At 68.1% G+C, this 19,778-nt stretch carries 16 protein-coding genes and 2 pseudogenes; 6 read left to right on the top strand and 12 right to left on the bottom strand.

From position 1 onward, the window contains the following. Positions 1 to 678 (bottom strand): FHA domain-containing protein (locus A9X03_RS04640; RefSeq protein WP_231975348.1); only part of this gene is annotated, 678 nt, incomplete at its 3' end. A 447-nt stretch (positions 679 to 1,125) separates the two neighbouring features. Here A9X03_RS04640 and A9X03_RS04635 point away from each other — a divergent pair. After that, complete coding sequence (locus A9X03_RS04635; RefSeq protein WP_067757546.1) at positions 1,126 to 1,542, top strand: DUF4333 domain-containing protein; 417 nt, start codon at positions 1,126 to 1,128, stop codon at positions 1,540 to 1,542. A 19-nt stretch (positions 1,543 to 1,561) separates the two neighbouring features. Here the strand turns inward: A9X03_RS04635 and A9X03_RS04630 are convergent, their stop codons facing one another. Both A9X03_RS04630 and A9X03_RS04625 read right to left on the bottom strand, forming a co-directional pair. Continuing rightward, entirely contained in the window at positions 1,562 to 3,136 is a 1,575-nt protein-coding gene (locus tag A9X03_RS04630) for a PPE family protein (RefSeq protein ID WP_067757544.1), read from the bottom strand. Between the two features lie 97 nt (positions 3,137 to 3,233). Further along, entirely contained in the window at positions 3,234 to 4,145 is a 912-nt protein-coding gene (locus tag A9X03_RS04625; protein WP_067757542.1) for an oxygenase MpaB family protein, read from the bottom strand. An 82-nt stretch (positions 4,146 to 4,227) separates the two neighbouring features. On the opposite strand from A9X03_RS04625, the gene A9X03_RS04620 reads away from it, so the two are divergent. Continuing rightward, positions 4,228 to 4,890: a TetR/AcrR family transcriptional regulator gene (locus tag A9X03_RS04620; protein WP_067757590.1), complete on the top strand. Its 663-nt coding sequence runs from the start codon at positions 4,228 to 4,230 to the stop codon at positions 4,888 to 4,890. 10 nt (positions 4,891 to 4,900) lie between these two features. Here A9X03_RS04620 and A9X03_RS04615 read toward each other — a convergent pair whose 3' ends face one another. The 6 genes from A9X03_RS04615 to A9X03_RS04590 all read right to left on the bottom strand — a co-directional run bounded on the left by A9X03_RS04615 (position 4,901) and on the right by A9X03_RS04590 (position 12,339). Then, a complete protein-coding gene (locus A9X03_RS04615; protein ID WP_067757539.1) occupies positions 4,901 to 6,247 on the bottom strand; it encodes a hypothetical protein in 1,347 nt (448 codons plus the stop codon). Between the two features lie 2 nt (positions 6,248 to 6,249). Next, positions 6,250 to 7,719: a condensation domain-containing protein gene (locus tag A9X03_RS04610; protein WP_067757536.1), complete on the bottom strand. Its 1,470-nt coding sequence runs from the start codon at positions 7,717 to 7,719 to the stop codon at positions 6,250 to 6,252. Between the two features lie 367 nt (positions 7,720 to 8,086). After that, a complete protein-coding gene (locus tag A9X03_RS04605; protein WP_067757532.1) occupies positions 8,087 to 9,451 on the bottom strand; it encodes a hypothetical protein in 1,365 nt (454 codons plus the stop codon). A gap of 2 nt (positions 9,452 to 9,453) precedes the next feature. Next, positions 9,454 to 10,890 (bottom strand): condensation domain-containing protein, encoded by a 1,437-nt coding sequence (locus A9X03_RS04600; protein ID WP_067757529.1) that lies wholly within the window; start codon positions 10,888 to 10,890, stop codon positions 9,454 to 9,456. A gap of 319 nt (positions 10,891 to 11,209) precedes the next feature. After that, positions 11,210 to 11,758, bottom strand: coding sequence for a hypothetical protein (locus A9X03_RS04595; protein ID WP_067757525.1), 549 nt, complete (start codon positions 11,756 to 11,758; stop codon positions 11,210 to 11,212). After that, a complete protein-coding gene (locus A9X03_RS04590) occupies positions 11,755 to 12,339 on the bottom strand; it encodes a VOC family protein (protein ID WP_067757521.1) in 585 nt (194 codons plus the stop codon). Before A9X03_RS04590 ends, A9X03_RS04595 begins: the two co-directional genes overlap by 4 nt. 111 nt (positions 12,340 to 12,450) lie before the next feature. Between A9X03_RS04590 and A9X03_RS04585 the strand changes: the two genes are divergently transcribed. Together A9X03_RS04585 and A9X03_RS04580 are read left to right on the top strand one after the other, a co-directional pair. Next, the gene (locus A9X03_RS04585) at positions 12,451 to 13,584 is read left to right on the top strand and encodes an alpha/beta hydrolase (RefSeq protein WP_067757587.1); all 1,134 of its coding nucleotides are present in this window, start codon (positions 12,451 to 12,453) and stop codon (positions 13,582 to 13,584) included. Positions 13,585 to 13,684: 100 nt separating this feature from the next. Beyond that, positions 13,685 to 15,886 carry an acyl-CoA dehydrogenase gene (locus A9X03_RS04580; protein ID WP_067757517.1) on the top strand — a complete coding sequence of 734 codons (2,202 nt, stop codon included), beginning with the start codon at positions 13,685 to 13,687 and terminating at the stop codon, positions 15,884 to 15,886. A 147-nt stretch (positions 15,887 to 16,033) separates the two neighbouring features. Here the strand turns inward: A9X03_RS04580 and A9X03_RS29025 are convergent, their stop codons facing one another. Next, the gene (locus A9X03_RS29025; RefSeq protein WP_156746470.1) at positions 16,034 to 16,348 is read right to left on the bottom strand and encodes a hypothetical protein; all 315 of its coding nucleotides are present in this window, start codon (positions 16,346 to 16,348) and stop codon (positions 16,034 to 16,036) included. A gap of 503 nt (positions 16,349 to 16,851) precedes the next feature. Between A9X03_RS29025 and A9X03_RS04575 the strand changes: the two genes are divergently transcribed. Further along, a complete protein-coding gene (locus tag A9X03_RS04575) occupies positions 16,852 to 17,214 on the top strand; it encodes an ATPase (RefSeq protein WP_067757513.1) in 363 nt (120 codons plus the stop codon). A 6-nt stretch (positions 17,215 to 17,220) separates the two neighbouring features. Here A9X03_RS04575 and fadD2 read toward each other — a convergent pair whose 3' ends face one another. After that, positions 17,221 to 18,900 (bottom strand): long-chain-fatty-acid--CoA ligase FadD2, encoded by a 1,680-nt coding sequence (fadD2, locus tag A9X03_RS04570; RefSeq protein WP_067757510.1) that lies wholly within the window; start codon positions 18,898 to 18,900, stop codon positions 17,221 to 17,223. Between the two features lie 58 nt (positions 18,901 to 18,958). Between fadD2 and A9X03_RS04565 the strand changes: the two are divergent. Continuing rightward, positions 18,959 to 19,501: pseudogene (locus A9X03_RS04565) on the top strand (DNA polymerase domain-containing protein); the annotation flags it as partial. Between the two features lie 40 nt (positions 19,502 to 19,541). On the opposite strand, the pseudogene A9X03_RS28180 reads toward A9X03_RS04565, so the two are convergent. Next, positions 19,542 to 19,751 (bottom strand): annotated as a pseudogene (locus tag A9X03_RS28180) (DNA polymerase domain-containing protein); the annotation flags it as partial. Between the last annotated feature and the right edge of the window lie 27 nt (positions 19,752 to 19,778).

Here is a 19,778-nt window from a genome sequence, read left to right as displayed (position 1 = left end):
GGTGGCCTCGTCCGCGGCGGCCGCAACCGGCCCGCCGGTCCTGATGGGACCGCCGGTGGGCGCCGGGGCCGCGCCGCGCCGGACGCGGGTGATGTGGCCGGTGGGCCAGTCCAGCACCCGCTCCAGCTTCTCCAGCGTGGTGCGGCGCGGCCAGCTGCGGCCCTTCTCGAAGTTGATCAGGGCGCCCGCGTTGATGATTCCGTCACGGTCCAGGCTGCGCTGGGAGATCCCCAATTGCTGACGGCGTTCAGCGACCGCGCTGCCCGCGCGGATGACGCCGGGGTCGCTTTCGTCGTCCCACCACTGTTCGTCCTCGGCCTCGAACGGGCGCATGACCTGGGTCGATTCGTCGAGCGGTACGTCCGATCGCTGCTGTGGGGTGAGCGTCACGGCGACCCCGTCGGGCGCACCGAGACAGATGGTGGTGGCGCCGGTGATCAACACGGAGCTGCGGCGTACCCCGTCGACGAACATCCCGTTGGTGCTGGTGTCGAATGCCTGCCAGCCCTCGCGGTGCGGCTCGAGCCGGACGTGCGACCGCGAGATCCGCTCGTCGTCCACCTCTACCGTGGCCCCGGCGTCCCGTCCGATGACGGCGACGCCGGCCGCGGGCGCCAGGGTGCGCGTCGCCTGGCCGACCCGCACGGTGAGCGCGGTCGTCGGTTGGTCGAATGTCACTGATCGCTCCTCGGTCGAGTAGGCGCCCCACTGCTGCGGTAGGACTCGGTGCACCACTGCTGCATGCTACATCCGACCCGCGTGCACCGGTCCCGGGAAATCCACCATGCGGCGGCGGTGTCGCCGAGCCCTGGCCCGCCTGCACGCCGTACCGCGTCGCAGCCCCGGCACGTCTGCGCAGTTCAAAGCGGCACTGCGCCCGACGCCGTCACTGCGCTCGACCACGCCATGGCGCACCGTTTAAAAGCGTTGCGCGCGACTACCGCTTCGGTTAAAGTTGAAGCAGTGGCGGGCCGATCCGCCGCGAGGCACGGAAGAGAGGGCCCCTCGATGCAGCCACACCCGCCCCTGGCGCCACGGCAAAACCCCCAACCGGTTGCACCGGGACGCTGTTACGAGCCGCGCACCGAACCGCTGCGCCGGCCCGTCGCGTGGAGGCCGCAGCCCGTGCCTTACCCGCCGCCGCCCATCGGTGCGAACGCCTGGGCGCCGGCCACCTTCCGTGCGGCCGGCGGGACACCCCGCCGCGGGCACCTGCCGCTCTATCTGGGAGCGGCGGCCGCCGTGGCCGCCGCGATCGCGGCCATCGCGGGTTTCTGGGTGCCGGGATTCTTCGTCACCAGGCAGCTCGATGTCGCCGCCGTCCAGTCCGGCGTCGCACACGTCCTGTCCGACCCGGCGGGTTACGGCGCCCGGGACGTCAGCGACGTCACCTGCAACGACGGGCAGAACCCGACCGTCACCAAGGGCGGCACCTTCACCTGCCAGGTGACCATCGATCACCTCAAACACCAGTTCGTGGTCACCTTCACCGACGACTCGGGCAGCTATGAAGTCAGCGCCCCGAAGGGCACCAAGGTCTAAAGCGCCGCCGCGACGTGCACTACCGCGTCTCGCTGCCGTCGGCGTCCCAGCTCCCCGGCAGCATGGGAATCTTTGGGCCGCCGCCGAACTCGTCACCGTCCAGAGTGGCCAGTCCCGTTGCCGCAGCGGTCGCCTCGCGGCGGCCGGTGCCCGCGAACCCCAGCCTTCCCGCGCCGTTCTCCGATGCGAGCGCCGAAGGCTCGCCGGCCGGGGCGCCCCAATCCGGATCGACGCCGACGTTCATGTCGGCGAACTCGTCGCCGTAGTCGCGCCGCGTCGCCCGCTTGCGCCGTCGCGCCCTGGCCTGTCCGCGTGCCGCGGCGGCCGCGGCGGCGGTGGCGCTATCCGGTTCCGGCGCTTTCCTTTTGGCGCTGGAGCTGGCCGCGGCGCCCATGCCCGAGCCGAACCCGATGCCGGGCGGGGCGATGACGTAGGGCGGGGCGAAACCCGCGGCGTGCGGTGGCGGCGGGGCGGGTGGCGCGGAGCTGGCGACGGTGGTCACGGTCGAAGCGGGTGCGGACGCCGGGGCGGAGGCGGGCGCCGGGGCCGGCGCGACGGTGGACGGCGCGACCGCGACGGCCGGAGTGGGACTGGGCGGTGGGGCGGCCGCCGGCAGTGGCGCCGGCGTGACGGCGGGCGGGGCCATGCTCGCCAGGCCGGCCAACCCGGCGAAGCCACCGACGGCGCCGAAGGGGGCGGCCGCGAGCAGGACCGCGGGGGCCAGCAATTCCGGCTGGCTCGTGAAGATCTCGAGGATGTGCGTCGGCCAGTCGAACAGCATGAGTTGAACGATGTACTGGAACGCCAGCGCCGGATTGTGCACCAGGTAATAGCCGAATTGCTGGAAATCCTCCAGCAGTTCCAGCGCCCGGACCACCCAGAACAGCGGGTCTCCCGCGTTGGTATAGGCGTCGTAGGGCAAGCCGTTGACGGTGCCCTGCGCGGGGTCCCAGTTGATGCCGAGGTTCCTCAGGATGTTGGCGATGAAGTCGTCGAGCGGGTTGTCGATCGTGGGGTCGTGGATGTCGCCGCCCGAGTCTTGGCTGGAGGCATCGGATTTGACTATCGGCGGGGCGGGGTCCGTTTGCGGCGTGGACTGCACAGCCGCGGCGGACACCGCTTGGTAGGTGGTCATGGTGGTGGCCGCTTGAACCCACATCCGCGCGTAATCGGCCTCGTTGACCGCGATCGGGATCGTATTGATGCCAAAGAAATTCGTCGCCACCAACGCCCCGTGGACGGCGTGGTTGGCGGCGAGTTCCGGCAGCGTCGGCATGGCCGCCAGCGCCGCGGTGTAGGCGACTGCGGCCGTCTCGTGTTGGGCGGCGGTCGCCGCGCTGTGCGCACCGGCTTGCGTCAGCCACGCCAGGTATGGCGCATGGGCGGCCACATACGATTCCGCGCTGGGCCCCTCCCACGAGGCAGCCTGCGTCGCGGCCAGGACGCCGCTGAGTTGTGCTGCGGCCGAGGCGTATTCGGCGCTCAGTTCGGACCATGCCCCTGCCGCCGAAAGGAGCGACGCGGGACCGGGGCCGCTGCTGAGCGAGGCGGAGTGCACTTCCGGTGGCGAGGCCATCCAGATGGGCGCCGTCATGGGTACTCCTCGGGCTGGAGGTCTTACCAGGCAGAGGAGAGCTTAATGAAAATGATTTCCGTTATCAACTCGGCGGGTGGGCCGGGCCGCCCCGGTGCTACACCAACGGGCGGCCCGTCCTGATCCGGCGATCGACGTCGGCCAGCAGGACATTGAAGGGAAACTGCCGAATGAACCGCGGCAAGCGCCGGTTCACCAGCGCAAGCGTCCCGATCAGCCGGTCGAAGCGCCGTTGCCTGGTGGCATCCCAGGGCAGTCGCATCTCGTCGCGGAACCGCTGCGGCAAGAAACCCGTGGTGATCAGCAGAGCGAAGCTGTCGGAGGCGCGCTGCAGGCGGTGGGGCAACGTCAGCCCCGGGATGCGACTGGCGGCTATCGGGTACAGGTACTCCCGCACGGCGTCGTCGATGTGCACCTTGGCCAGCGACTCCTGCCAATACCGGTCGAACGCCGCGCGGTCCGGCGGCCACATCTCCGGCGGCACCTGCAACGTGGTGGCCAGGGCCATGCCCTCGCGGTAGTGGCGGTCGGCGTCCTCGCCCTCCAGCTCGCCGATGAACATCCGGTAGATGTCCACGCCGCCCTTGTACAGGCAGGCCCCCACCCAGAGCTGCAGGTCGGGATCGAAAGCGTTGTACTGCACCGGACTTTCGGGGGTGGAGTAGACCTGCGCGTGTGCCCGGTTCACCGCTCGGCGGAACGCGTCCTTCTGGGCGTCGCTGCCTCTGGTCGCCACCGCCAGGTACGTGAAGGTCGTGCGGGCGCGCTTGATCGGGTGCAGGTCGATTCGGCCGCTTTCGACGCGGCTCTCCATGACGCCGTAGCCGACACCGGGGCGCCCCAGTTGCATGATCACGTTCGCCGGGCCGGCCAGCAGTGCCACTCCCATCAACCCCTCGTCGATGCCGAGCGGCCGTCGGCGCCGCCGCGCGGGGGATCGCCGTGGCGCATCGGCGACGGGGCGCTCGACGTGCCGGACCGGTTCGCGAACAGCCTCGTGTAGTGCCATGGTCAACCCCTCCAACGGCGCCGCCCGGGAATGTGCGAACGCGCGTTTCCTGATATTGTCGTGGCCTCGCGTTGGTGTCAAGATGGTTCGCATGAGCGAAACCTCGGGGGCGCGGCCGTACCGCGGCGTCGAGGCCGCGCAGCGCCTGGCCACGCGTCGGAGTCGGCTGCTGGCCGCGGGCCTGGACCTCCTCGGGGCGGAGCAGCAGAACATCTCCGCGGTCACGGTTCGCGGCGTGTGCCGCCAGGCCGGCCTGGCGGCCAGGTATTTCTACGAAAGCTTCGCCGACAAAGACGAATTCGTCGCCGCCGTGTTCGACTCGGTGGTCGCCGAGCTGGCGGCCACCACCCAGGCCGCAGTCGCTGCCGTGCCGGCGCACGAGCAGACGCGGGCTGGGATGGCCAACATCGTGCGCACCATCGCCGACGACGCGCGCCTCGGGCGCCTGCTGTTCAGCACGCAGCTGGCCGATCCGGTGATCGTGCGCAAGCGCGCCGAATCCACCGCGCTGTTCGCGATGCTGTCCGGCCAGCACGTCGGAGACGCGCTGCGAGTGCCTGCCAATGACCGCATCAAGGCCGCGGCGCACTTCGTCGTCGGCGGCGTCGGGCAGACCATCAGCGCCTGGCTAGCCGGCGACGTCCGACTCGAACCGGAAGAGCTCGTCGATCACCTGGCCGCCCTGCTCGACGAGCTCGCCGAGCCCAACCTCTACCGACCGACCGAGGCGCGCGCGGAATCCTGACGCGGCGTTCTCACACCGGGCACCCGGTGGGCCACCCCGTGGTCGCGGTGAGCGAGAAGTCGCTCAAGGCGCCCGAAATCTGTTGTCCCAATTCGGCATTCGAGTTCTGGCCGTCCGCCTCGTAGCCCAGGAACGAAACGAACACCTGTTCGCGCATTCTGCCCGACAGCAACGCCAACACCCCGTTCGTGCGGCGCATCGTCGCGGCAGTCACCCCGGGGTACAGGGACTTCATGGCGAAGTAGTCGGCGTCCGTGCCGTCGGGGCGGTTGGCAGCCGGGTCGACCGCACCGAGGTTGGACGACACGACGGCTGTTGCGCTTCCGGTGGCCACGCCGATCAGCCGGCGCATGACGCGTCGTGGGATCAGAGGAACGAGCGGGAGCAACGCCCAGCGCTCGTCCGGCTCATCCTGATGGCGGAGCAACGCCTGCCTTAGCGCGGCGCGGATCTCGCGCAGGTCCGTCACGGGCGCGGGGCCCACCATGACGTCGACATTGGTGACCGCGTTCGCGCGCGTATCAGCCGGGCCGCGCTCGTTGACGGGTATCCCGACGGTGACCGTGCCGTCCGCGGCGACCCGTCCCACCCGCTGGGCCAGGCGGGCCGCCAACCCGGCCAGCAGCGCGTTGCTGGTTCCCCCCAAGGCGTTCGCGCGGGCGTCCCACTCGTCGGCATTGACGAAGATGGTTGCCGTTGGGAGAGCGACGGTTTCGTCAGCCCCGGTGAGCGGTCGCCGGTTGGGTGACCGGACATCGGCCACGGTGCCGCCGCCGCCACGGCCGGCCAGTCGCGCCGCGGCGACCACGGCGCGGCCGACCCGCGGCACGTCGCGCGCGGCTTGGTATGCATCCTCGCGCAGCGCCCGCCACCGCGGCCGCGATCCCGCGGCGGGCCAGCCGTTCGCGCGGTCGCGTCCCTGGGCCGCGTCCGCCAGCGCCTCGCACAACCCGACCCCGTCGCTGAGGCAATGCGTGACGACAAGGCTCACCGCCGCTCCCCCATCGGTGAGCGGCAGCACCGCGAGCTGCCATCCGGGCCCGCGTTCGGCGTCCGGTCGCCTGGCCGCCTGCACCTCCAGCCAGGAGTCGACGGCATCGCGCGGCCGGGGCACCGCGACGAACTCGATGCCTGGCTGATCGCCGGGCGTGACCCACCGATGGCGGCCAAACGGTAACGGGGACCGTTCGATCCGGCGGCATAACCGGCCCCGCTGCAAATGGTGATGGAACTCTTGCAGGCCGTCGATGCCGACGGCGCGGTTGTAGATCCACACACATTGCACGAGGCTGGTGGTTCCGGTTGCTCGCTCACCGAGAAAGAGGGTCTGGTCGGCCAGATCCAGCACGTTGCTCATCGCTAGGCCGCCTCGTTGTCGTCTTCCCCTGGGGCTTTCGTGCTCGCCGGCCCACCTCGCGGCGCTACGACGTCCGCCTGCTGTGCGATGCCGGTGGCCACGCGCCCGAACACCCGGGTCAGCGTCGCGATGTAGCGATCCACCGACTCGCGGGCCACCGGGTTGTCCGGGAAGGAGATGGTCACCGTGGTATTCGCGGCCTGCCGGTTGATCCACATGTTGATGCCGCCGGCGGACAGATTGTCACCGTAAGTACCGAAATTCAGCTCAGCCCACAGGCCGGCGAGTGGGATTTTGCGAAAGTCGAGGAACGACAACATCATCGGCAAACGGGTGGGCGGCTTTATCTCCAGATCGTCCGATGCCGCAGCCAGCTCCATGACCCGCTCAACCGGCACGTCGGCAAGATCCTTGGCCGCATCGAACGACTTCTGGGCGGCTCGGGCCGCCTCGCCGAATGTGGTCCCGGCGGTCGGCACCGTGACCGGCACGAGGCTGGCGAACCAACCCACCGTCATGGTGTCTATGCCGGGCGCCCGGGTGTCCCTGGCCGTGAACCCGTGAAACACCTCACCGCCGGCCAACTCGTGCTCGGCCAAAGCGGTGCAGGCAAGAACTCCGCCGACGAATCGCGCGCCGGCGGCGCTGCACATGGCGTCGAAAGTCTCCGTGCCGGTGGCGTCCAGCAGCTCCACGGTCAACAAGTCGCCCTTGCTGCTGGACCATGTATCCCCAAGGGGGAGAGGAAAACTCGGCCAGTCACCGTCGGCATCGCGGGCGAACGCAATCCATTCCTTTGCCTCGGGGCAGTCCAGCGTCAGGCTCCGTGCCTTCTCACGCTGTCGCGCGGCATAGTCCTGATAGCTCCCGACCTCGGGAAGCGCGAGGGACGGGTGACCCTGCATGAGTTGCTGATAGGCCAAGTGGATATCGACGAAGATGACACCGGCGGACAGGCCATCGATGTGCAGGTGATCGACGCTGGCATAGAACGTGAAATAGTCTTCGTGCTGCACGACTCCGAATGTGAAGCAACCCCATTCGAGCGTTCCCGGCGTCGCCGTCAGCACATGGTTGCGCACTTGATCGGCGGCCATGTGTCCGAACTCCATGGGCACAAGCTCTACGGCGTCGGGGTTGTCGATCGCGCGACGCACGATTACACCGTTCTCGATTTCGAACCAACTGCGGTAGGTGTCGTGGCGACGGACATGCGAATTGACCACTGCGGTCATCGCTGGTATGTCACATACGCCGGGAATGTCCCAGGCCACTATCATCAATCGCGGTATCTGCCTGCGCAATGCACCACTGTGATAGGCGGCCCAAATATGTTGCCCCTGCTGGTAACTCGGAGCACAGTCGCTTTGTGGCGCGTTGCGAGCTGCTTCCTGCGTGAGCGGTGAGGCCGTCCACGCGGTGACCGGGCCATGGGGCGGTTGCCATTCCTTGATGTTGCCGAGCGAGACCATCTGCTTAAGTCCCCGTTCTTCCGATGCCGAATTGCCTTGGCGGGGGCAGGGATGCAGGCGGGCTTTTTCGCATGGCTTTTAGCCAAGCACGAATTCCCTTTGGGCTGAATACTTTGCGACGTGCTTCCCGGATGTCGGGACCCGAACTTATGGCGTCGCTATGCACCCCCTGTGTCGCCGCTGAGGACGGTAGCGCACGGTTGCGACGAAGGCAACAATTGCGCGGTGCTGTGAAGCATCCCACATCGCTCCAGTCGGACCGGCGATGCGGCGGCCGGGTTTGCCGATCAGTCGCTTCGGTGGCGCGCCTATATAAGGGCGCGCTCGAGGGGAGGAGTCGTTGCCCGAGCGGCCGTTGCGCCCGAAGTTAAGAGACGGCCATCGGCCCGGTTGGCAGCCGGCCCCAACCCGAGGTGGCGGTAAGCGAGAAGTCGGTCAGGGCCTCCGAAATGTGCTGCCCTAACTCGGCTTGGGAGTTGTGCCGACCCAGCTCGTAGGCCAGGAACGAGACGAAGACCCGGCCGTGCACCCTGCCCGACAGCAGCGCCAGCGCGCCGTTGGTGCGGTACATGGTCGCGGTGGTCACACCCGGGTAGACAGTCTTCATCGCGAAGTGGTCGGCCTCGGTGCCGTCCGGCCTATTGACGGCCGGGTCCATCGACCCGAGGTTGGACGACACGACGGTGACGGCACTGCCGGTGACCACACCGATCAGTCGCCGCATGACACCTTGCGGGATCAAGGGAACCAGCGGCAACAAGGCCCAGCGTTCGTCGGGCTCATCCTCGTGGCGGGACAGCGCCTCCTTGATGCCGGCGCGGATCTCGCGCAGGTCGGTCGTCGCGGGCGTGGGGTCGACCGTGATGTCGACGTTGACGACGGCGTTGGCACGGGTGTCGCCCGGGGTGCGCTCGTTGACGGGCATCCCCACGTTGACGGTGCCGTCCGCGGCGACCCGGCCCACGCGTTGTGCAAGGTGGGCCGCCAATCCGGCGAGCAGCGCGTTGCTGGTTCCCCCCAACGCGGTTGCGCGGGCGTCCCACTCGTCGGCGTCCACGAAGATGGTCGCCATGGGCAGCTCGAGGGGTCGGTCCGGCCCGGCGGGCGGCGCGGGCCGCTTGTTGGCCGGCGCAACGGCGGTCGCGTCGCGGCCGGCCCGGGCCATGCGTGCCGCCGCGACCACGGCGCGGCCCACATGGGCTGTGTCCCGCGCGCTTTGGCGCGCGTCCTCCCGCAGCGCCTGCCACCGTCCCCGGGATGCCGCCGCGGGCCAGTCGATCGCGTCGTCGCGGCCGCACGCCGCATCCGCCAAGGCCTCGCACAGCCCGACGCCGTCGGTGAGGCAGTGGGTCACCACCAGGCTCACCGCCGCGCCGCCGTCGGTCAGCGGGAGCACCCCCAGGTGCCAGCCCGGGCCATGCTCGGCATCCGGCCGCTTACCCGCCTGTTCGGCCAGCCACGCTTCGAGATCGTCGCGAGGCCGGGGCGTCGCGACGATCTCGAGGTCCGACTGGCTGGTGGGCGCCACCCAGCGATGCCGGCCGAACGGCAACGGGGACCGTTCGATGCGGCGGCGCAAGCGGCCCCGACCGAGGTGGCGATGGAAGGCGCGCAAACCGTCGATGTCGATCGGGCGGTCGTACACCCAGATCGCCTGCAACACACTGGTCGTGGCGGTCGCCCGCTCGCCCAGGAAAAGGGTCTGGTCGGCCAGGTCCAGCAGGTTGCTCATCGCTAGGCCGCCTCGTCGTCGTTCTTGGTCGGCGCGGTAATGCCCGGCTGGCCTCCGGTGGCGTCGACGACGCGCGCGAACATCTCACCCAACGTCGCGATGTAGCGATCCACGGACTCGCGCGCCGTCGCGTTGTCCGGGAAGGACATCGTCACCGTCGTCTTCTCGGCGTGGCGGTTGATCCACATGTTGATCCCGCCGTGCGACAGGCTGTCGCCGTAGGTGCCGAAATTGGTCTCCGCCCACAACCCGGCAAGCGGGATCTTCCGAAAGTCGAGGAAGGACAGCATCATCGGCAGACGCGTGGGCAGCTTGATGCCGAGTTCGTCGGGTGCGCCCAACTCCAGCAGTCGCTCGACCGGAACACCGGCGAGATCCTTGGCCGCGTCGAACGACTTCTGGGCGGCCCGGGCGGCCTCGGGGAAGGTAATTCCCGCGGTCGGCACCGTGACCGGGACCAGGCTCGCGAACCAACCCACCGTCATGGTGTCGATGCCCGGCGTCCGGGTGTCCCTGGCCGTGAACCCGTGATACACGGCGCCGCCGGTCAATTCCCGCTCCGCCAACGCCGTGCAGGCGAGGACCCCGCCGATGAACCGGGCGCCGGCCGCACAGCACACGGCGTCGAAAGCCTCCGTGCCGGCCGCATCCAGCAGATCGACGGTTACCAGGTCACCCTGGCTGTTGGTCCAGGTCTCGCCCAGCGGCAACGGGAAGCTGGGCCATTCGCCGTCGGTGTCGCGCGCGAACGCGATCCAGTCCTTGATCTCCGAAGACGACAGGGTGAGCCCGGCGACCTTCGCGCGCTGCCGCGCGGTGTAGTCGCGGTAGCTTCTGACCTCGGGAAGCGCTGCGGACCGCCGGCCCTGGACGAGTTCCTGATAGGCCAGGTGGATGTCGACGAAGATCACACCCGCCGACAGGCCGTCGATGTGCAGATGGTCCACGCTCGCATAGAACGTGAAGTAGTCGGCGTGCTGCACGACGCCGTAGGTGAAGCAACCCCATTCGAGCGTTGCGGGGGTCGTCGTCAGCACGTGGGTGCGCACTTGGTCGACCGTCCTGTGCCCGAACGACATCGGAACGAAGTCGATGACGCCGGGGTCCTCGATCGCGTGGCGCACGATGACGCCGTTATCGAATTCATACCAACTGTGGTAGGTGTCGTGCCGGCGGACGTGCGCGTTGACCGCGGCCGTCATCGCCGGGATGTCACACGTTCCGGGAATGTCCCACGATACGATCATCAGGCGCGGTAGCGCCCGGTTCATCGCCCTGCCATGGTAGGCGGCCCAGAGGTGTTGAGACTGTTGATAACTCGGAGCCAGATCACTTCGTTGCGCGGCGCGAGCCGCTTCGCACGCCGAAGGTGAAGCCGTCCACATGGTCAGCGGCCCCTGGGCCGGTTGCCATTCGTAGATGTTTCCGAGTGCGACCATCTCCCCCAGTCCCCGTTCTGCGGTGCCGATGTTGTGCGCGGCATGGGAGGAGCCGAGAAGCCGTGCGGCAACGGACTTTCCGCGCAGCACAAAATAAACCTTCGTGTCGGGATTCTTGGACGCCGTAGGTCGGGCTGAAGTTACGGCGTCGCTTGCACCCCCCTGTGTCGCTGCTATTGGACATTAGTCGAGGAAGACGGTCTTTTACGCCGTTTTGCGAAGATTCGCAATTGGCGTGTGTCGGCGCCGCCTCGCCAGTAGTCTTCTTTCCCTTCGGTTGTGTTCCGACGCCGGACCGGCAAGCCAAACCGTCACCGCCTCACGGCAATAGGGGCAGATCCCACAGCCGCATCCCGGGATCCAGCAACCAAAATCGCTCCATGGTCAGGCGCATCAGCCGCAACGCGCTGACGACCATGAAGGCCGCCAGCGGCAGCTCGACCAGCACCGCGGTGGCCACCGACAGCCAGAGGTCGTTGGGGCCCGCGGTCATCAGGTCGAACCAGGCGTCGCACATCAGGAGCACCCCGGTGGTGAACGCGGCCGGAATCAGCACCTGACGACGCAGGAAGCCCAGAACGGCGGTCGCCACCATGAACGTCATCAACAGGATGTCGAAGCCCACCCAGGTGAGGGGCCAGTCGTGCACGACGTAGTTCTCCGGCAGCGTGGTGGACAGATACCCCACCCAGGGGATCATCACCGCCGAACCACCGACCATCAGACTCAGCCGGATGCGTCGCACGCGGGCCAGGAAGAGGGGGTCGATGACGTCGCTCACCGGCTGTTCCAGCCGGGAGATGAGCTGCCGACGCTGCTCGGGGGTCAGGGCCGCAATCTGCGCGTCGGTCAGGATGCCGTCGGTCATCGACGACCGGCGGCCACCGGAGGCCGGCGGTCCGCCGCGGTCCTGGGCACGGCCTGAACATCACTGGAATCGAATTCCTTTATCCAGCAAGCGAATTCGAGGGTGATGCCGTCGGGGTCCTGAAAGTAGAACGACCGGACGTACACCCCGGGGTGCACTGTCGCGGACACCTGCATGGGGCTCTCGTCATGGTTCAGCACCGGGCCGACCCGCACCCCCTTGTCCTTGAGCCGCTGGCGGTAGGCGTCGAACTTCTCGGCCGGCACGTGGAATGCCAGGTGGTTCATGGTGCTCACCGCGCTGGTGATGTCGCCGATGCCGGGGATGGCGCCCGGCGACGAGATGCCCGGCACCCGGTCGGGGGCGTCGGCGAACCAGAAGAACGCCACGCAGTCGCCGTTGCCGGCGTCGAAGAAGAAGTGCTGGCCGGCGCCGCCGGGCAGGTCCAGCGACTTGATCAACGGCATGCCGAGGATGTTGGTGTAGAAGTCCACGGTGCGGGCCATGTCCGAGCACACCAGCGCGACGTGGTTGATTCCGCCGAGTTCGAATTCCGTGTTGGTGTTCTGCGGCTTGATCATCGCGCGGCTCCCCTCGGTCCCCGGCTTGAAGTCCTGGCGAAGATGTGATTCTGAATCTAACATCAGCTTCAGTTTTCTTTCGAGATGTCGATCGCCAACAGGGCCGCTGAAATGACTCCTCACACCGGTGCCGCAGGGGTTGTCCGCGAATTCGTCGGGCTACCGTCGCGCACCGCAGGGCGTGCCGGGGCGGGTGGGCATCCTTGCCAGGGGCTGTACCACCGCGGGGTGGGCCGCAAGCCGAAGGTGGCGATGATCGCCACGCATTATCAGATCGACTTCTCCGAGCACTACCTCGCCGACTACATGGCCACCCGAGGGGTCGGTTTCCTCGGCTGGAACACCCGGTTCCGCGGCTTCGAAAGCAGTTTCCTGTTGGACCACGCGCTGGTCGACATCGGCGTCGGGGTGCGCTGGTTGCGCGAGGTTCAAGGCGTTGAAACCGTTGTCCTGCTCGGTAATTCGGGTGGCGGATCGCTGATGGCCGCTTATCAGTCGCAGGCGGTGGAGCCGAACGTGACCCCGCTGGACGGGATGCGGCCCGCGGCGGGACTGACCGAGCTGCCGGCCGCGGACGGATACGTTGCGGCCGCCGCGCATCCCGGGCGACCCGACGTGTTGACAGCCTGGATGGACGCCGCCGTCGTCGACGAGAACGATCCCGTGGCCACCGACGCCGACCTGGACCTGTTCAACGACCGCAACGGACCGCCCTATTCGCCGGAGTTCCTCGACCGCTATCGGCGCGCGCAGACCGCGCGCAACCATGCCATCACCGACTGGGCCGAGAAGGAACTCAAACGCGTTCGCGCGGCGGGTTTTTCCGACCGCCCGTTCAGCGTCATGCGCACGTGGGCCGATCCCCGCATGGTGGACCCGAGTATCGAGCCGACGAGGCGTCAACCGAACACGTGTTACGCGGGGCACCCGGCGAAGGCGAACCGTTCCGCGCACGGCATCGCCGCGGCCTGCACGCTGCGCAGCTGGCTGGGCATGTGGAGCCTGCGGGTGGCACAGACTCGCGCCGAGCCGCACCTGGCCCGGATCACCTGCCCGGCGCTGGTGATCAACGCCGAGGCCGACACCGGTGTCTTTCCGTCGGACGCCCAACGGATTTACGCCGCGCTCGCCAGCGGAGACAAGACGCAGGCGTCGGTCGACACCGACCACTACTTCACCACCCCGGGCGCCCGCGGCGAGCAAGCCGATCTGATCACCAAGTGGATCGCCAAGCGGTTTCGCTGAGAACCGCCACCCGGTGACCGCTGTGGTCAACCAACCGACCGGTTGTTAGTTTGGAAGGTGCTTGGCCGAGACACGACTCGAAAGCATGGGAAGGCGACCAATGCCGATCGCTATCACTCCTGAGCATCAAGACCTGGCCGATTCCGTGCGGTCGTTGGTGGCGCGCATCGCGCCATCCGAGGCGTTGCACGCGGCGATGGAAACGCCGATCGACAATCCGCCACCGTACTGGCGGGCGGCGGCCGAACAGGGCCTGCAGGGTTTGCACCTCGCCGAGTCCGTCGGCGGGCAGGGCTTCGGGATCCTCGAATTGGCGGTCGTGCTGGCCGAGTTCGGTTACGGCGCGGTGCCCGGACCTTTTGTGCCCTCCGCGATCGCCAGTGCCCTGATCTCCGCCAACGACCCCGACGCGAAGGTGCTCTCCGAACTGGCGTCCGGCGCCGCGATCGCCGCCTACGCGATGGACTGCTGCGGGCTGACCGCGACCCGCCATGGCGACACGTTGGTGCTGCGCGGCGAGGTCCGCGCGGTGCCCGCCGCGGCGCAGGCGTCCGTGCTGGTGTTACCGGTCGCGATCGACAGTGGCGAGGAATGGGTGGTGCTGCGCGCCGAGGAGCTCGAGATCGAGCCCGTCAAGAGCATCGACCCGCTGCGACCCGTCGCCCACGTGCGGGCCAACGCCGTCGAGGTCGGCGCCGACGCCGCGTTGCGCAACCTGAGCATGGCCACGGCGCACGCGCTGATGACCACACTGCTGTCCGCCGAGGCGATCGGGGTGGCGCGTTGGGCCACCGACACGGCGTCGCAATACGCCAAGATCCGCGAGCAGTTCGGCAGGCCGATCGGCCAGTTCCAGGCCATCAAGCACAAGTGTGCGGAGATGATCGCGGACACCGAACGGGCCACCGCGGCGGTATGGGACGCCGCCCGCGCCATCGACGAGGCGCGCGAAAACGACTGGGACATCACCGGTTCCCACGTCGAGTTCGCGGCCGCCGTCGCGGCGACGCTGGCCCCGGCGGCAGCCCAGCGGTGCGCGCAGGATTGCATTCAGGTGCACGGCGGGATCGGCTTCACCTGGGAGCACGACACCAACGTGTACTACCGCCGGGCATTGATCCTGGCCGCCTCCTTCGGCCGCGGGTCGGAGTACCCGCAGAAGGTGGTGCACACCGCGACGAGCACCGGCCTGCGCGCGGTCGACATCGACCTCGACCCCGACACCGAGAAGCTGCGCGAGGAGATCCGGGCCGAAGTGGGCGCGCTGAAGGCGATGGAACGCGACGAGCGCAAGGTCGCCATCGCCGAGGGCGGATGGACGCTGCCGTATCTGCCGAAACCGTGGGGCCGCGCCGCCGGTCCGGTCGAGCAGATCATCATCGCCCAGGAGTTCACCACCGGCCGGGTCAAGCGCCCGCAGATGGGCATCGCGACCTGGATCATCCCGTCGATCGTCGCCTTCGGGACCGAGGAGCAACAGCAGCGGTTCCTGCCGCCGACCTTCCGCGGCGAGATGATCTGGTGCCAGCTGTTCTCCGAGCCCGGCGCCGGCTCGGACCTGGCGGGGCTGAGCACCAAGGCGACCAGGACGGACGGCGGCTGGCGGATCACCGGCCAGAAGATATGGACCACGGCGGCGCAGCTCTCCCAGTGGGGGGCGTTGCTGGCGAGAACGGACCCGAGCGCCCCCAAGCACAATGGCATCACCTACTTCCTGCTCGACATGAAGAGCGAGGGTGTCCAGGTGAAGCCGCTGCGCGAGCTCACCGGGAACGCGATGTTCAACACCGTCTACATCGACGACGTGTTCGTGCCCGACGAGTGCGTGCTCGGTGAGGTGAACCGGGGCTGGGAAGTCAGCCGCAATACCCTTACCGCGGAACGGGTTTCGATCGGCAGCAGCGAGGCGAACTTCCTGGCCACCCTGGGCCAGTTCGTCGAGTTCGTTCGTGACGGACAGTTCGACCCGGTCGCCAGACACCGCGCCGGTCAGTTGATCGCCGAGGGCCACGCCGCCAAGGTGCTGAATCTGCGCTCGACGCTGTTGACGCTGGCCGGCGGGGATGCCATGCCGTCGGCGGCCATCTCCAAGCTGTTGTCGATGCGGACCGGCCAGGGGTACGCCGAGTTCGCGGTGTCCTCGTTCGGCACGGATGCCGCCATCGGAGACCCCGGCGAACCGCCCGGCAAATGGGGCGAATACCTGCTGGCGAGCCGCGCCACCACGATCTACGGCGGCACCTCCGAGGTGCAGCTGAACATCATCGCCGAGCGGTTGCTCGGGCTTCCTCGCGATCCCTGACCGCCACTTGGGCATTGGCCCCGGAGAGGGGCCATGCCGACCTGAGGGGTGGTCAGGCCGGCATGGTTTCCCCCCCATCCCGTGGGCCGGTCAACCTTGGAGTGGATCGGCACGTCGAGGTTGACCGGTTACCACGGGGAGGGTGGTTCACCACCACCAGTTCCACCAGTGACCGGGGGCCCAGAATCCGCGGTTGCCCGAACCCCATCCGGGGTGGCCTCCCCCGCCCCATCCGTGGCCACCCCATCCATGGCCGCCATGACCCCCGCCTGGACGGTCAGGGATGATGCCGGGACCGCCGGGCGCACCGTGGGGGCCGGCGGTGGTGAAGCTGGTGTCGATACCTGGCGCCGGGGCAGCCTGGGCCGCGGGGCTGGGGCCCAGCAGCAGCGCGCCGGCCACCGCCGATGCGCCGACTGCGCCCACGGCCGCGCCGCGCAGCGATCGCGTGGAGATCGTCATCGCGAGAGCTCCCTTCCAGACTGATGCCGACAAAGAAAACGTTAGCCAGATGTTTCCCGGCAAACAACATCCGCACACGAAATATGTCCTGTGAATTATGTAACAAATGCTTAACTGAGTTTTATCGAGGCGACGGTGGGCGGATTTAATGACTTTCTCAGTTCAGGATTTTAACCGGTACTGAATGGTCGCTACCCAGACATATTTCCAGCTCAGGCGCGATATACTGACATACTGGCTTGCGTTGTTCCGTATTAGCGGAATGCCTGAACCGCAGATTGCCCGACCCCGCAACGATGTCCCCATGGCCCGCATCACACAGACCCGAACAATCGTTTACGCAGCTAATCAAGTGAATTTGCTGGGATGGCCCGCGGTGGGGCGACGCCCCGCGCCCACGGCCCGGCGGCGCGACTTCCGCCGCCGTCGGTGGAAGAATCAGTATTGACACACTCGAGCGCTGATTTACTGATTGGCCACTCATTCGGAGGACGACCGCCACAGTGAACTTCAACCCCAGCCACATCGGACCCGGCGCCGGAACGTTTCGCCCCGGGCCGTCGGCCGCGCCGACGGGAGACGCCGCGCCAACCGAACGCCTCATGGGACTCGGTGGGCAGGCCCCCCAGCGGATGGGCGGCCAGCCGGCGGCGAACCAGGCGGGCCGGGTTCAGCGGACGCGCCGCACCGTCGACCTCCCGGCGGCCACCCACCGCGCGCTCGACATCTGGCAGCGGGAGGCGGCCGACCGCCTGGGCGTCGCCAGGGTGACCGGGCAGGAGGTTCTCACCGCGCTCATCGACCAGCTCCTGGTCGACCCCAAGCTCGCGGCGCAGATCACCCGCGCCATCAAGGACCGCCGCTGACCGCGGCTAGTCGACCTCCATCTCGCGCAGCTCGCGCTTGAGGATCTTGCCCGTCGGGTTCCGCGGCAGCTCCTCGAGGAAGACCACCTCACGCGGCACCTTGTAACGGGCCAGGTGATCGCGCACGTAGTGCTTGATGGTGTCCTCATCGACGTCGGAGCCGTCCTTCTTGACGACGAAGGCGCGCAGGCGGTGACCCCACTCCTTGTCCTCGACGCCGATCGCGGTCGCCTCGACCACCTCCGGGTGGCCGCTGATCAGGTCCTCGACCTCGGCGGGGAACACGTTCTCGCCACCGGAGACGATCATCTCGTCGTCGCGGCCGCTGACGTACAGCAGGCCGTGCTCGTCGAAGTATCCGACGTCGCCGGACGACATCAGGCCGTCGATGATCTGCTTGTGCCCGCCGCCGGTGTAGCCCTCGAACGGGAACGCGTTGCCGACGAAGATCCGGCCGACCTCGCCCTGCGGCCTCTCCTTGCCGTTGTCGTCCAGGATCTTGACCTTCACGCCCTTGACCACCGGCCCGACCGTTGCGGCGTTGCGCTCCAGGTCCTGCGGCCCGGCGATGGTCGCGAACGCGATCTCCGTCGAGCCGTACATGTTGTAGATGACCGGACCGAGGTCCTTCAGCGCGCGGCTGGCCAGCTCGGCGCCCAGCTGCGAGCCGGAGATGAACACGATCTTCAGGCTGGACAGGTCCGGCTTCTTGTCCATCTTCTCGACCGCGTCGAGGATGCGGGACAGCATCACCGGCACCACGACCATCGCGGTCACCTTGTACTTCTCGATGTCCTCGAGCACGTGCGGCGGCTTGAATTTGCGCCGCAGCACCAGCGTCGAGCCCAGGAACATCGCGATGGTGCCGTGCAGAAAACCCAGCGCATGGAACATCGGGGCGGGCAGCGAGGTCACCTCGTTGGCCTTGAACGGCACGTGCGACAGGATGCCCCCGATGGGCGCCAGTGTCGGCGGGGTGCTGCGGTTGGCCCCCTTCGGCGTGCCGGTGGTGCCGCTGGTCAGGATGATGATCGACGAGTGCTTGCTCGCCTTGGGCGCGGGATCTTTGCTGCTGCGCTCGATCAGGTCGGCCAGCGTCTCGTCCTTGCTGCCCGACGGTTCGTCCGCGTCGGGATTGGTGCCCAGCGCGCGCAGGAAGCCCAGTTCCGGCTCGGCCTTGCTGACCGCCTTGGTGTACTCGTCGTCGTAGATGATCAGCTTGGCGCCCTCGCGCTCCGACACCTCCTTGATCTGCGGGCCGGAGAACTCGCTGTTGAGCAGGATGATCCGGGCGCCGACCCGGGCGGCTCCGAAGTAAGCGATCAGGAACCAGCGGGTGTTGCGGGCGAGGATCGCGACGCCGTCACCGCCCTTGACGCCCATCTCGATCAGGCCGTTCGCCACCGCGTGGGCTGCCTCGTCGAGCTCTTTGAAGGAGAACTCGCCGTCCTCGTCGATGCACGCGGCCCGGTCGGGATGGCGCCGGGCATTCAACGACGGGAGCATGCCGAACTCGCCCCACTTGTAGATGTCGTTGGCCATCGCGGCGTAGTTCTGCGGCGGCTCCAGCCGGAAGGCGCCCGCTTCGAAGATCTTGCGCACGTAGTGCAATTCGGCTGAGCCGCGCTCCAGGTATTGCTGGACCTTGGCAACCGCCTGCCCGGGCAGGCCGATCAGATTAGGCATGGATCCACCCTATGTGACGTCCGTCGCATTCCGAGGGGTAAGTACCCATCCACTTACGATGATGAACATGAGCGGTCCGGCGTCACTGGAAGTGGCCGGCCGCCGGGTCACCGTCACCCATCCCGACAGGGTGGTATTCGAGGCCCACGACGGCAAGGGGCCGTTCACCAAGTTGGACCTGGTCCGCTACTACCTGTCCGTGGCCGACGGGGCGCTGCGCGGGGTGGCCGGCCGGCCGATGATCCTCAAGCGTTTCGTCAAGGGCATCGCGGAAGAGGCGGTATTCCAGAAGCGCGCCCCGAAAAACCGGCCCGACTACGTCGACGTCGCCGAACTGCACTACGCACGCGGCACGTCGGCCGCCGAGGCCGTCATCGACGACGCCGCCGGCCTGGTGTGGGCGGTCAACCTGGGCTGCGTCGACCTCAACCCGCACCCGGTGCGCGCCGACGACCTCGACCACCCGGACGAGTTGCGGGTCGACCTGGATCCGATGCCCGGGGTGTCCTGGCGGCGGATCGTCGAGGTGGCCCTGGTGGCCCGCGGGGTGCTGGAGGATTACGGCCTGGTCGCCTGGCCGAAGACGTCGGGGTCGCGCGGACCGAGTACGCCGACGCGACCGTGCGGTCCTTGGCGTTCTGGTTGAAATCGACGAACACCCCCTCGCGCTCCTCCTTCCACCAGCGGCTGGTCGCCGCGTCGGGCACCCGCCGCTCGACCTCGCGGGCCACGGTCTGGGCGGCCAGCCGCACCTGCCGGAACTCCCAGCGCGGGGCTATCCGGGCGTAGATGTGAAAGCCTCGCGACCCCGACGTCTTCGGCCAGGCGACCAGGCCGTAATCCTCCAGCACCCCGCGGGCCACCAGGGCCACCTCGAC

Source organism: Mycobacterium sp. E1715 (assembly GCF_001667625.1).
Lineage (GTDB): Bacteria > Actinomycetota > Actinomycetes > Mycobacteriales > Mycobacteriaceae > Mycobacterium.
The sequence above is the reverse complement of the archived record's forward strand: the minus strand, read 5'-3'. Positions and strand labels throughout refer to the sequence as shown.